Source organism: Deinococcus frigens DSM 12807, from assembly GCF_000701425.1.
GTDB classification, from domain to species: Bacteria; Deinococcota; Deinococci; order Deinococcales; family Deinococcaceae; genus Deinococcus; species Deinococcus frigens.
The window spans coordinates 31,646-44,474 of sequence record NZ_JNIW01000009.1; the positions used below are offsets into that span (position 1 = coordinate 31,646).

Genomic DNA, 12,829 nt, shown 5'->3' on the forward strand with positions numbered 1-12,829 from the left:
TGATGGAAATTGAGTTGAGCCAGCGTCTCCCGAGGCTCATGCCAGCGGAGTCCCCGACGGGACTGAGCTATCCAGCCGTGCGGGCATTGATCCGGCTTCACCGTCAACCGCTTGGATTACTGGATGTGAGGGTGCCTCCAGAAGGGCTTACCGAAGCGCATCTCTCGCTACAGATCTGGCAAGCATTCTCGGCAGACATCAACAGGCATCTGGAGGATGATGGTCTTGCCGGCCTGGTCGAACTTCCTATTGAGGGCATCCTGCACCACGGCGAACCACACTGCCGATCAGAACGGCGGGCATTTTTGCTCCAAGCACCGTTTGTCAGCGTTGTCGTGGCCACCCGGAACCGGCCAGAACAGTTGCCACGATTACTGGATAGCCTGCTTGGCCTGAACTATCCCAATTACGAAGTGATCGTGGTAGACAATGCGCCCGCCGACGAGTCCTCATTCCAGGTGATCCGTGCAAGGCAGGAGGGTGAACCCCGCCTGCGTTACGCCCGTGAGGACACCCCGGGACTGTCGAATGCCCGCAACTGTGGTGTCATGCAGGCCTCGGGGGAAATCGTGGCCATCACCGATGACGACGTGCAGCCGGACAAGGACTGGCTGCTGGAACTTGCGCGTGGATTCGGGGCTGGTGACCGGGTGGGCTGCGTGACCGGCGCAATTCTTGCTATGCGCCTCGATACGTCGGCTCAGGTATGGATTGAACAGTATGGTGGATTCAATAAAGGCTTCGAGGTTAACCTATTCGATATGCATCAGCACCGCCCGGCAAGCCGTCTGTATCCGTACGCGGCAGGGATCTTTGGTTCGGGTGCCAACATCGCTTTCCGCAAGGACGTTCTCCAAGCGGTTGGCGGATTCGATCCAGCGCTCGGTGCAGGGACAGCAGGCATGGGAGGAGAGGAACTCGCCCTCTTCGTGCGTCTCCTCTCCGAGGGGCACCAGATCGCCTACCGGCCCGCTGCCTTTCTGTATCACGCACACCACGAGCAGTACGAGGCGCTCCGGCGTCAGATGTACAGCTACGGTGCAGGATTGACTGCCTACCTGACGAAGACCATCTTCGACCGGCCATATCACCTGTGGCGGATACTGCTCAAGCTGCCTGTGGGTATGCTGTATGCCCTCAGCCCAAAATCGAAAAAGAACGTTCGTAAAAGCGGAGCCTATCCTGCCGAACTCACCCGTCTGGAGTTCAGAGGCATGATGTACGGGCCAGTTGCCTACGCCCGGAGCTGCTGGCAGGTTCGCTGTGTACGCTGGTCTGGTCGCAATCTCAAGCAAATTCCAGAATCCGAACGATGAGCGCCCTGTCTTCAAAAACAGTAGGCGCTGGGGGGCAGCTCTACGCGCCGTATCTGCCACTGGTCTGGATGGCCGCGTCCCTAGGACTATGGAGATTGTCTCTCCCCCTGGTAGAACTGAACAGGATTGACGAACTCGGTCTTGTTTCGGCCCTGCCACCTTTGTTTTACGTCGCTCCATCTCTTCTGACCTTGAGCTTTTGGCACGTCATCCGCCAGAGATCGCCACATAAATGGACCGTGCTGCTGCATGTCATCGCACTGATCTTTATGCTGCACGCGACGCTGCCCATTCTTTACGACGTCCCTCGATTTGCCTGGGTTTACAAGCATATCGGCGTCGTTGATTACATCATCCGCAATGGCGCGGTAGACGCAAGTATCGACGCGTACCACAATTGGCCAGGCTTTTTTGCCGTCGCAGCGTTACTCGTGCGCGTGTCTGGCAGTCACGACGCCCAGGAAATAGCTCGCTGGGCCCCACTGGCCTTTAACCTGCTCTATGTCGGCCCACTGTTGCTGATATTTCGGGCGTTTACCCGTCAGGCACATGTGGTCTGGCTGGCGGTCTGGCTATTCTTCCTTGGAAACTGGGTCTCGCAGGATTATTTCGCCCCTCAGGCGTTCGCCTACCTCTTCTTTCTGTTCGTGATCGCCGCGTGCCTCACATGGATTCAACCGCATGCTGTACCTCCCCTGAAAATCTCCGAACAGGAGCAGGGCTGGACGGTCTATCGGCTCGTTTACGGGACGGTCATTCTTGCAGCGGTGGTTATCGCAGCAAGCCACCAGCTCACGCCGTTCATGTTGATGGCGGCACTCATAGCCCTGATGGTTGCTGGCTCGCGGCGTCTCTGGCCTGTGCTGGCGGTGGTGGTCATCAGTACCCTGCTGTGGGACATCTTCATGGCGCGCCCCTACCTGGCCGCGTATTCCCACTGGTACTCCTCGCTGGGCAGTGTGGGCCTGAACCTTAAGCATAATGTGAGCAGCACCAATCAGTATTCGGCGGATCATCTGCTGATCGTGACGATCACCCGGGTCATGTCCCTGCTGCTTTGGGGAGTGGCTTTCCTGGGGGGTTTAAGGGGTCTATGGCAGAAACAACTCGACTGGCGGGCAGTGCTGCTGGCACTGACCCCCTTTCCCATGCTGGTGCTCGGCTCCTACGGCGGCGAGATGCTGCTGCGCATCTATCTGTTCTCACTCCCGTTTATGGCTTATCTGGCCGCCACAGCAGTCTTCTCGCCCGGTGCCTCCCGACCAGGCCACCGTTCGGCGGCGGCGGCGCTTGCGCTCCAGGCCGTGCTGCTCTGTGGATACTTTTTCGCGCAATTCGGCAACGAGTTGACCAACCGTGTCGGGGCGTACGACGTTCGGGCTGCGCAATATCTGTACGCCCACGCCCGTCCTCAGAGCGTTATTGCTACAGTGACGATCAACAACTTTCCCCTGAAACTGGAAGGAAACTACGCCGAATTCGATCACCAGTTCTTGGTGGATGATCAACTTGATAGAAATCGGGTCCTGACCGGGAAGGACTACCGCAGGGTATTGCAATACGGGCGCGATACAGGCGCTCCAGCGGTGTATTTCGTGATTTCGAACGACCAAAAGGTGTACGGCAAGAAGTTCAGGCTCCTGGCACCGGGAGCATTTGACTCCGTCGCACAGTCTATCCGTGAAGACCCGGATGCCCGCGTGTTCTACCGCAAGGAGCAGACCGTCATCTATGAAATCCCTCTCTCTGAGGGAAGGCAATAACCGTGTTGTCCGGTCGCACGCAGGCCGTAGCTCTGCTGGGGATATGCCTTGCGGCTGGATTGACACTCATTTCTGATTTCCCTGCGTTCTTACATCTTGTGATCTGGTTGACCCTGATCGCTGTCGGCCCGGGACTGGCTGTCGTACCCGTTGCGAGGATGAAGAGCGCTGCTGCCGCCTGGACTCTGGTGGTTCTGGTGAGCCTCAGTGTTGATTTCGTAGTGTCGATGGTACTGCTGTACGGGCCGCGTTCCGTTTTTGCCCATTCAGTCCTGATCCTGGGCGCAACCCTGTTGTTGGTTGCCGGGCACTTCCACGGGTTCCGTAGGAGCGGTCAGAAACAGGTACAGGAGGAGACGTATGAACACGACGGACAGTAACCCGCGCCTCCGGCCTGCCCGCGACCGCTTGATCATCAACGCCATGAGCCTTGTCGGAACCAGCGCCATTACGTCCGGACTGGGCTTTGTGTTCTGGTGGACGGCGGCCCGCCTCCTACCGGCCGAATTGGTCGGTGCTGGCTCGGCGGTGGTGTCAGCCATGTTGCTGATCAGCACCTTGGCCATGCTGGGTCTGGGCACGCTCCTGATTAGCGAGCTTCCCAGCAGGCCAACAGAGGCTGCGGGCCTGATGAGTGCAGCCCTGATCACTTGCGGTGTCGTCTCGATGCTTGCTGCGGGAGCTTTTGCACTGGTGCTCCCGCATCTTGCCCCTGCGTTTACCTGGGTTTCAGCCAGTCCAGGACACTTCGTGCTGTTTGCAAGTGGCATAGTCTTCACAACAATCACTCTCGTTTTCGATCAGGCCATCATCGGGTTGTTGCGCGGCGATCTCCAGTTGTGGCGCAACGGTCTATCCGCGACTGTGAAAATCATCGCCCTCCTCTTGATCGGTTTGGTTTCGGTATTTCCGACCGACCAGGCCGTCTATTTCGCGTGGCTGGCCGGGAACGTCGCTTCCATGGTGGCCGTGGGGTGGCTGGCCTGGGCGTCTCGCCTTCACCTGCTGGCCAGGCCCGACTGGCCGGGAATGAGCAAACTGTTCAACCGAGGGCTCCGCCATCATGGACTCAACCTGGCCATGCAGGCTCCAGGCCTCGCTCTTCCTGTGCTGGTGGCAGGCCAACTCAGTTCTGGGAGCTACGCCCGATTTTACATAGCCTGGATGGTGGCGGGCTTCGTCGGTATGGTGCCCTACGCACTGGCCACAGTGCTTCCTGCTGTGGATGCCGGCAATGCGTCAGCCCTGCATACACGTTTTCGGTCCTCATTGACGTGGGCTTTCATGGCCTGCTCTTTCGGTATTGTGATTCTGGTTCTAGTTGCGCCCGTGCTTCTTGGGATGTTCGGCCCCACCTATCGGCTTGAAGCCACTGACAGCCTGAGGATTCTGGCGCTGACCTCGATCCCCGTGATCGTCAAGGCACACTACATCGCGCTGGGACGAATTCAGGGCCGCCTGAACCATGTGGCAGTTGTCGTCCTTATCGGTGGAGTTACCGAACTGTGTGCGGCGGCGCTTGGCGGACACCTGGGCGGCCTGACCGGCCTTTCAATCGGTCTTCTGCTGGCCTACACAGCAGAGGCGCTGTACATGCTGCCAAAGGTACTGCACGGTGCGGGCTGGTCCCCATGACAACCAAAGTCATGCATTTGGCGGATAGAGCAGCAAAAGCCTTGCCAACTTCTCTTGACAGCCAGCGCTTTGAACAGCTCGACGCGATGCGTGGGCTGGCTGCGCTCAGCGTCGTTTTTGGCCACTTCCTGAACGTTATACCGGTTCTCGGTGAGGTAGGGGGAGGGCCTTTCGAGCAGATAGCGCGTTACGTGCGGTGGTACAAGTACACCCCGGCATTCACGCTGACGGCTGCTCATGAAGCGGTGATTTTATTTTTCCTGCTGAGCGGGTTCGTCCTCGCTTTGCCCTTCGTCAGGGGTGCCAACATCCCCTTCCGAAAGTTTCTTGTGAAGCGCGTCTTCCGAATTTATCTGCCGTATCTGCTCGCAATCGTCATTGCTATATACGGGATGGTCCTGTGTTCGACCAATGGCATTTCTACGCTCAGTTACTGGTTCAACCAAATTTGGACAGGGCAAATTACGTCATATTCTGTCGTAAATCACATTCTTCTGCTCAATAGTTTCGATAACGATCAGTTTAATCCATCCATCTGGTCTCTGGTGCATGAGATGCGTGTCTCCATCATTTTCCCGTTTGTCGTAGCAGCTGTATTGCGACTTCCTCTGTGGGCCAATCTCATGGGGGCGCTGTTTATTTCAATCACCGGAATGACACTTCATCGTTTGACAGAAGGTCGGGTGGACTACTTTTTGACCCTACATTACCTCTCCATTTTTGTGGTCGGAATTCTGATCGCGCGTCACCTCAATGACTTGCAGGCCGCCTTCCAGCGCCTGACCAGGCGGCAAAAGATTTGGCTGGCTGGCGGCGGCGTCCTGTTCTACCTGTATGGGCGCGCTATTGCCCTCATTCTTCCCGGCTGGGAATTTCAGGACTGGCCAATCCTCTTCGGTGCTGGGATCATCGTCATGTGCAGCCTTTTTTCAGTTCGGGTTGCCAGCATCCTCAAGGTGTCGGTGTTCCGCTTGCTGGGTCAAATCTCGTATAGTTTGTATCTGATGCATAGCACCGTGCTGTTCACCTGTGTTTATCTGCTCTACGGAAGGTGGCCGCTGGACAGAATCCTGGGCCTCGCACTTGTCCTCACATTTATAGTGTCCGTTGTGTTTCATTACACCGTGGAGCGGACGGCTATGCGGTGGGGCCAGCAGGTTGCGAAACGGATGCGATAATCGCTTGTATCATTTGCCGTCATTATTTGGACCGAGATCATGACTGTTGACCCTTCAATCTTGTACTCTCCCGTCGTACGGGCAAGAGCAATTGATTGTTTGATTCGCGTGGTCATTCCATGCCTTATTCTCTTGATCGTTATGCTGACTGTCACCCCTGGGCGCTGGTGGCTTCAACCACAGGGGCCCAAAGGTCTGTGGGTACAGACCTTTGAAGATGAATTCGACACTCCAACGCTGGATCGGTTGAAGTGGAACATCGGTTACGGCTGGGGCAGATACAATGGGAACGCGTGGGCGGACGGCTGTGTGGAGGCGCGCAACGTGAACGTACGGAACAGCCAACTGCTTTTAAGGGCCAGTGGAAATGTTCCTAGCGATTCGGTTTGCGCTGAGGGACGGAAACGGTACTCGACGGCCGCAGTTCATACACGAGGTCAGTTCCAGCAGGAGTATGGCTACTTCGAGGCGCGGATTCGCGTGGCTCGCGGTGCAGGCCTGCTGAGCGCCTTCTGGGGAAAGCCAGCAGACGAGCGGTGGCCGCCGGAAATTGACATTATGGAAATCCGGGGACGCCAACCGGAAGAGGTTTCGTTTTCGGTGCACTGGACCGACCCCCACGATCTCAGCGAGCAGCATGAAACAAAAACGGCGCAACCATTGGGGCCGCGCGACGGATTTCATATTTACGGAGCAGCATGGACGCCACGGCACATCATCTATTTTGTCGATGGAATAGAGCAGGCACGCATCACGAGAAAAGACGCCTTAAAGGCGCAGAAGTCACCCTTTTATCTAATTTTGAATGTTGAGGTCGGACGGGACTTGCCGGGCAACTGGGTCGGTGGTCCCAACGCCGACACGTTCTGGGCAGCACAGACGACCATGCAAGTAGACTGGGTTCGTGCTTGGCGGCGGGCGTTGTAGAGTCGGAACAAAAGGCGCTGCCATCCATCCTCCGGCAGTGCGCCACACCTGCTACAAATCCGTCATCGGCTACTCTGAGGGTGACCCTTCTAAAACGCGCTTTGAATTGCCACGCCCTGAACCGCCGTCGCTCTTATTGACAACAGGTTGGAGAGTCCCCATATTGCCCCCTCTGGAGGTGGACCGAGATGCTGGGTGAACCATGCTGAATTACGCCGTGCGTCGATTGCTCGATCTGGTGGTGGTGCTGTTCGGGGTCTCGGTGCTGGTCTTCTTGATGATCCGACTGATTCCGGGCGACGCGGTGCAGATCCTGTTGGGGGCCAACACTGAGGTGACCCCGGAGCAGATCGCGGAGCTGCGCGGCAAGCTGGGGCTGGACCAACCGGTCCTCACGCAGTACGTGGGCTGGCTCTCGGACGCTTTCCGGGGCGATCTGGGCCAGAGCGTGTGGACGGGTGCGCCGGTGTCGGGCGAGATTCTGGCGCGGCTGCCGGTCACGCTGGAACTGACGGTGCTGCCGCTGATCCTGGCCACGGTACTGGCCGTGCCGCTGGGCATCCTGACCGCCGCGTGGCGCAATTCCCGCGTGGAACAGATGATCCGCTTTTTGACCATTGCCGGGATCACCACGCCCGCCTTCTGGCTGGGAACGCTGTTCATCTATCTGGCCTTTGTGATCGCGCCGAACTGGCCCACCATCGGCTACGTGCCGTTCAGCGTGGACCCGGCGGGGCACCTGTCGCGCATGATCCTGCCCACCATCGCGCTGGCGCTGCCCATGCTGGCGGGACTGGTGCGTATTCTGCGGTCCTCGCTGCTGGAGGTACTGGGGCAGGATTTCATCCGCACCGCCCGCTCCAAGGGGCTGACCGAGCAGCGGGTGCTGTACCGCCACGCGCTGCGAAACGCGATGGTGCCGCTGCTGACCGTGCTGGGCATTCAGGCGGGTTACCTGTTTGGCGGGGCCATCGTGGTGGAACAGGTCTTCGCCATTCCCGGCTTTGGGCGGCTGGTGGTGGGGGCCATCAACGAGCGCAATTACGCGCTGGTCCAGGGGGCGATTCTGATCGTGACAGCCGGATTCGTACTGATCAATTTCGTGGTAGACCTGCTCTACGCCGTGGTTGATCCGCGCGTGGAGTACTCGTGAGCGCCGCCGCCTCTGCACCTGCGGTTCGCCGCCGCTCGGGTGGCCTGCTGGCGCGGCTGGTCCGCAGTCCGCTGGGGCTGTTCGGCCTGTCGCTGACGCTGCTGGTGACCATAATGGCCGTGTTCGCCACACAACTCGCCCCGGTGGGACCGCTGGAGCAGGACATCATGGGGCGGCTGGGCGGGCCTTCTCTGGGGCACCTGCTGGGCACCGATCAGTTCGGGCGCGACACCCTGGCCCGCATCCTGTTTGGCTACCGCGCCTCGCTGGGGGTGGCGGTGGGCGCGGTGGGCGTGGCGCTGCTGGTGGGCGGCACGCTGGGGATTCTGGCGGCCTACCTGGGCGGCTGGTTTGACCGCATCGTGATGCGCCTGATGGACGTGCTGCTGGCCTTTCCGGTGATTCTGCTCGCCATCGGGGTGGTGGCAGTGCTGGGGCAGGGCAGCTTCAATACGGCGCTGGCCATTGGCGTGGTGTACATCCCCACCTTTGCGCGGCTGCTGCGCGGCCCGGCGCTGATCCTGAAAAGCAGCGAGTACGTGAGCGCGGCGCACGCCCTGGGCGCGAGCGACAGCCGCATCGTCTTCCGGCACATCCTGCCCAACATCGTGGCGGTGGTGCTGGTCCAGACCTCGCTGGCGCTGTCCACGGCCATTCTGGTGGAGGCCTCTCTCTCCTTTCTGGGCCTGGGCACACGTCCCCCCAATCCCAGCCTGGGCCTGATGCTCTCGGAGGCGCGGACCTTTTTGACCCTGCAACCGTGGCCCGCCGTATTCAGCGGCATGGCGATCCTGCTGGCCTCGCTGGGCTTCAACCTGCTGGGCGACAGCCTGCGGGACATTCTGGACCCCCGGCTGCGGGGGCAAACCTGAGAATTTCTGGCCCCTTAGGGCGAGAGCATTTCAGGTGGTGCATAGGACCGTGCTGGCCCACCCCACCGCGTGCCACACAGACACCGCCGCCCAGATCCTCTATAATTACGGTATGAGCGAAACGAGTGCCCGCCAATCCGTCAGCCGCCAATCGGGAGGCCGCCGCAAGGACACGCCCGCCCCGACGCCCAGCGATGCCACGGGTTTTCAGCGCCTGCTGACCACCGCCCAGATCGACGCCGACGTAACTGGGATGGTGGCTGAACCCGCCACCGCCGACGCCCGCCTGACGGCCCTGTTGCGGGAGGCGCTGGACCGCTGGGGCCACGGGCTGCACCACCTGGAGCACCGCGCGGCGCTGACCGATGCGGGCGAGATTCAGCTGTTCGCGGGTAAGACCCTGGTGGGGCGCACGGGCGAGGACGCCGACCATCTGGCCCGCAGCTACGCCAGCCTCAGCGCCCCGAACGCCGATGGCCTGAGCGACTGGAGCGTGCTGGGCGAGGGCCACCGCACCCCGATCAAAAACGTGGCGCAACTGCGTGTGCTGATTGAGGACGCCCGTGATTTCGAGACGCTGTGGACCCCCGAACGCGGCCTGTTCCTGCGCATCTGGCGGCGCACCGAGGAAGGTCAGGAGACCACGACCACCGAGTACGCCCAGCCGGTCAACGCGCCCCAACTGCTGGGCGACGCTGCCTGGGACGCCATTCAGGGCATCAAGGACCGCGCCCTGCAACGCGAGTTGATGGACCGCAGCGCCAAGGGCGGCCTGCTGCAAGCGTTTTTGAGTGCGCGCCACAAGGACGCCGAGCGCAATCTGAGTAGCCTGCCGGAGACGCATTTCACCGTCCAGAGCAATGTAACCCGCCTGACCGGAGCCGATGCCCGCGATTTCGCCGCCGTCCGGGCCGCTCAGAAAACCACCGCCGACGATTTGAAGGGGATGCAGGACCGCGCCGTCAAGGGCATGGCCGAGTTGCTGCGGAGTGATCTGCGCTGACCTGGGGCCGCCCTGGGGGAAAGGGGGCTGGGAGACGTTGGCTTTCTTTCCCGCCCTACTTCATGCTCTGCATCGTCTGGTCCAGCACTTTGGCCCACCTGGGGTGCTGAGCCTTGGTCATGTTGGCCGACACCAAGAGGGTTTTTGCGCCCTGACGGGTCACGCGCAGGTGGTTGTAGATTGGCGTGTCCAGTCCATCGACCCAGAATTGCAGCACGATCCACTCGCGGCCTCCGACCTTCTCGGTGCCGTGCTTGACCCAGCGGAAACCGGGCGTCGCCTGGACGGACTTTTCCAGCGTCAATCGGGACGGATTCAGATCACCGGCGGGCAGGGCTGAATCGCGCAGCGCGACGGCGATATTCACGTCCCAGTTCGGGCCAGGCGTCGAAAAGACCTGAACGGGAGGCTGACCGCCGCGCGAATATTTGAGCTTCACCACGTCCCTTGGCATCGGCACGAACCCACTGGGCAATTCGATGCTCACGTCTGTATCCAGAATGCTCACGCGTGCAACCAATGCCGGGGAAATCAGCAGCGAGTTCACGATCAGGTGCCGGATCATATTCGTGATTGGAGGTGAATTGGAAATGGACGGGTAAAGTTCAAGACGCGATCTACACCTCCACCAGACTCGTCCGTTGCGCTTCACGGTCCTGCAAACGCTTGAAGGTTGCCAGCGCCTGGGCCACCACCTGGTCCATGTTGTAATACTTGTAGGTGGCCAGGCGGCCCACGAAGGTCACGTCCCGCTGTGCCTTGGCCAGTGCCTCGTACTTTTTATACAGCTCGGCGTTCTCGGGGCGCGGAACCGGGTAATACGGATCGCCCTCCGCCTGCGGGTACTCGTAAACCACACTGGTCCGCTCGTGGCGCTGCCCGGTGATGTGCTTGAACTCGCTGACGCGGGTGTAGGCGTAGTCGTTCGGGTAATTGATGGTCCCCACAGGCTGAAACTGCGCCGTGTCGTGCGTCTCATGCCGGAATTCCAGACTGCGGTAGGGCAACTTGCCGTACTGATAATCGAAGAAGGCGTCCACCGGGCCGGTGTAGATCAGATGGCCGTGCGGAATCAGGTCCACGATCTCGCGGTAATCGGTGTTCAGCATGACCTTGATGTTCGGTCTGTGCAGCATCGCCTCAAACATGCGGGTATAGCCGTGCAGCGGCATGGCCTGGTGGGTGTCGGCGAAGTAGCGGTCATCGCGGTTGGTGCGGGTGGGCACGCGGGCGGTGACGCTGGCGTCCAGTTCACTGGGGTCCAGGCCCCACTGCTTGCGGGTGTAGCCCCGGAAGAACTTGTTGTACAGGTCGCGCCCCACCTTGCCCACTACCACGTCCTCGCTGGTGCGGACCTGTGCAACCGGCTCGGCCACTGAGGCGAAGAACTCATCCACCTGAAAGGTGGTCAGGTTCAGGCCGTACAGGCGGTTGACGGTGTCGAGGTTGATGGGAATGGGCAATTCCTGGCCGTCCACGCTGGCCAGGACCCGGTGCTGGTAGGGCCGCCACCCGGTAAAGCGGGACAGGTAGGCAAAAACATCGGCGCTGTTGGTGTGGAAGATATGAGGGCCGTAAGGGTGGATCAGCACGCCCGCGTCGTCGTAGCGGTCATAGGCGTTGCCGCCGATATGGGGGCGGCGGTCCACGAGCAGCACGCGCCGCCCCACGCTCGCCAGCCGTTCGGCCAGCACGCTGCCAGCAAAGCCAGCACCCACGATCAGGTAGTCAAAACCGGCAGAGGCCGTGTCATTCAGTTCAGGAATTTCAGTCATCGGAACCTGTCAGCAATACGTGAGATGCGTGGGCCGGCGCATGGGCGGTGGGGGCGGCGTCCTCGATTAATCCGGCCATCTGCGCCCAGGTGTGGTCCCAGGACAGGGCGCTGAGGTAGCGGTCCGCCCGCTCCTGACGCAGCCGCGCCGCAGCCGTACCCGCCTCGTCCAGCACTGCCTGGCAGGCCGTCTCGAAGCCGTCTGGACCATCGGCGATGCGCGCCAGCTCCAGATCGCCGTAGGGCCGGATCACGTCGCAGATGCCGGTGGACACCACGCCCACGCCCGCCGCCAGGTACTCCGGCGTCTTGGTGGGGCTGATGAACTCGGTGGCGGCGTTGCGCGCAAACGGCAGCAGGGCCACGTCCCAGTGGGCCAGATACGCGGGTAACTCGGCGTAGCCCTTCATGCCCAGATAGTGGATGTTGGCGGCACGCGGCAATTCGGCGGGATCGATCTTGACCACTGGGCCGACCAGCACGAACTGCCACTCCGGGCGGCGGCGGGCCACCTCGGCGATCAGGGCGGTGTCAAAACGCTCGTCGATCACGCCATAAAAGCCCAGACGTGGGCGCGGCAGCGTGGCCTGGTCCGCCGGATCGCCCAGGCCGCCGCGTGCCTGCGCGAAGTGCCCAACCTCCACACTGGACGGGAAGGGGTGAACATTCGGATGGCGCTCGGATTTGGCCTCGTACAGCCGCTGGCCGCCGGTGAAGACCACCCCGGCACGCTCAAACAACTGGCTCTCGCGCCGCCGCAACTCGGGCGGGGCACCCTTGAAATTCGCCAGCTCGTCCATGCAGTCGTAGACCGTCACGCGCGGACTCAGACCCGCCGTGACGGGCAGTTCCATCGGGGTGTAGACCCACAGGTCGTAGTCCAGCAGGCCCTTGGCCTCCACCAGCCCGCTCAGCAGGCGCGCGGTACGGGCCTGGGATTCGGCGGGCGAATGGCCCGATTGAATGTGGGGCGTGCAGACCGTCACGCCGCAGCTTTCCCGGCGGTAGTTCAGGTGATCTTGGCGCTCACCAAAGATCGGTTCCTCGACGTAGTACACGGCGCGGTCGCGGGCGGCACGGGTCATCAGGTGCTGGGGCCGCTGAAAGACGAAATCCCAGCGCAGATGGGCCAGCACGAGCAGGGCGGGAGTGGTGGCCACGCCGGGCCGGATGGACTGATTCGGTGGTAACACGGTGGAATTCCCCCC

At 61.0% G+C, this 12,829-nt stretch carries 11 protein-coding genes; 8 read left to right on the forward strand and 3 right to left on the reverse strand.

The window, feature by feature from the left end; translation table 11 throughout:
- Positions 1-77 precede the first annotated feature (77 nt).
- The 8 genes from Q322_RS20625 to Q322_RS0105070 all read left to right on the forward strand — a co-directional run bounded on the left by Q322_RS20625 (position 78) and on the right by Q322_RS0105070 (position 9,847).
- On the forward strand, positions 78-1,316 hold the full coding sequence (locus tag Q322_RS20625; protein WP_162176586.1) for a glycosyltransferase family 2 protein: 1,239 nt from the start codon (positions 78-80) through the stop codon (positions 1,314-1,316).
- Entirely contained in the window at positions 1,313-3,079 is a 1,767-nt protein-coding gene (locus Q322_RS0105035) for a hypothetical protein (RefSeq protein WP_029476564.1), read from the forward strand. The genes Q322_RS20625 and Q322_RS0105035 overlap by 4 nt, the downstream gene beginning before the upstream one ends.
- A 360-nt stretch (positions 3,080-3,439) precedes the next feature.
- Complete coding sequence (locus Q322_RS0105045; protein ID WP_029476568.1) at positions 3,440-4,714, forward strand: lipopolysaccharide biosynthesis protein; 1,275 nt, start codon at positions 3,440-3,442, stop codon at positions 4,712-4,714.
- Positions 4,711-5,892, forward strand: coding sequence for an acyltransferase family protein (locus tag Q322_RS0105050; protein WP_084147801.1), 1,182 nt, complete (start codon positions 4,711-4,713; stop codon positions 5,890-5,892). Before Q322_RS0105045 ends, Q322_RS0105050 begins: the two co-directional genes overlap by 4 nt.
- 141 nt (positions 5,893-6,033) lie before the next feature.
- Positions 6,034-6,819, forward strand: a complete 786-nt coding sequence (locus Q322_RS21565; RefSeq protein ID WP_162176587.1) for a glycoside hydrolase family 16 protein — start codon at positions 6,034-6,036, stop codon at positions 6,817-6,819.
- Positions 6,820-7,021: 202 nt separating this feature from the next.
- Positions 7,022-7,972 carry an ABC transporter permease gene (locus Q322_RS0105060; RefSeq protein ID WP_029476572.1) on the forward strand — a complete coding sequence of 317 codons (951 nt, stop codon included), beginning with the start codon at positions 7,022-7,024 and terminating at the stop codon, positions 7,970-7,972.
- Entirely contained in the window at positions 7,969-8,844 is an 876-nt protein-coding gene (locus Q322_RS0105065) for an ABC transporter permease (RefSeq protein WP_211248869.1), read from the forward strand. The genes Q322_RS0105060 and Q322_RS0105065 overlap by 4 nt, the downstream gene beginning before the upstream one ends.
- A gap of 112 nt (positions 8,845-8,956) precedes the next feature.
- Positions 8,957-9,847: a DNA repair protein gene (locus tag Q322_RS0105070; protein ID WP_156952894.1), complete on the forward strand. Its 891-nt coding sequence runs from the start codon at positions 8,957-8,959 to the stop codon at positions 9,845-9,847.
- Positions 9,848-9,902: 55 nt separating this feature from the next.
- Here Q322_RS0105070 and Q322_RS0105075 read toward each other — a convergent pair whose 3' ends face one another.
- From Q322_RS0105075 to Q322_RS0105085, 3 genes are read right to left on the reverse strand one after another with little or no spacing between them, the layout of a single operon-like run.
- A complete protein-coding gene (locus tag Q322_RS0105075) occupies positions 9,903-10,412 on the reverse strand; it encodes a hypothetical protein (protein WP_029476578.1) in 510 nt (169 codons plus the stop codon).
- A gap of 52 nt (positions 10,413-10,464) precedes the next feature.
- Entirely contained in the window at positions 10,465-11,622 is a 1,158-nt protein-coding gene (gene glf / locus Q322_RS0105080) for a UDP-galactopyranose mutase (RefSeq protein WP_034417648.1), read from the reverse strand.
- Positions 11,615-12,814: a glycosyltransferase family 1 protein gene (locus Q322_RS0105085; RefSeq protein WP_029476583.1), complete on the reverse strand. Its 1,200-nt coding sequence runs from the start codon at positions 12,812-12,814 to the stop codon at positions 11,615-11,617. Before Q322_RS0105085 ends, glf begins: the two co-directional genes overlap by 8 nt.
- Positions 12,815-12,829 lie beyond the last annotated feature (15 nt).

Coding starts and splice junctions, on each gene's coding strand:
- Q322_RS0105070 (WP_156952894.1), top strand. CDS start 8,957: ATGAGCGAAACGAGTGCCCGCCAATCCGTCAGCCGCCAATCGGGAGGC.
- Q322_RS21565 (WP_162176587.1), top strand. CDS start 6,034: ATGCTGACTGTCACCCCTGGGCGCTGGTGGCTTCAACCACAGGGGCCC.
- Q322_RS0105050 (WP_084147801.1), top strand. CDS start 4,711: ATGACAACCAAAGTCATGCATTTGGCGGATAGAGCAGCAAAAGCCTTG.
- Q322_RS0105045 (WP_029476568.1), top strand. CDS start 3,440: ATGAACACGACGGACAGTAACCCGCGCCTCCGGCCTGCCCGCGACCGC.
- Q322_RS0105035 (WP_029476564.1), top strand. CDS start 1,313: ATGAGCGCCCTGTCTTCAAAAACAGTAGGCGCTGGGGGGCAGCTCTAC.
- Q322_RS0105060 (WP_029476572.1), top strand. CDS start 7,022: ATGCTGAATTACGCCGTGCGTCGATTGCTCGATCTGGTGGTGGTGCTG.
- glf (WP_034417648.1), bottom strand. CDS start 11,622: ATGACTGAAATTCCTGAACTGAATGACACGGCCTCTGCCGGTTTTGAC.
- Q322_RS0105075 (WP_029476578.1), bottom strand. CDS start 10,412: ATGATCCGGCACCTGATCGTGAACTCGCTGCTGATTTCCCCGGCATTG.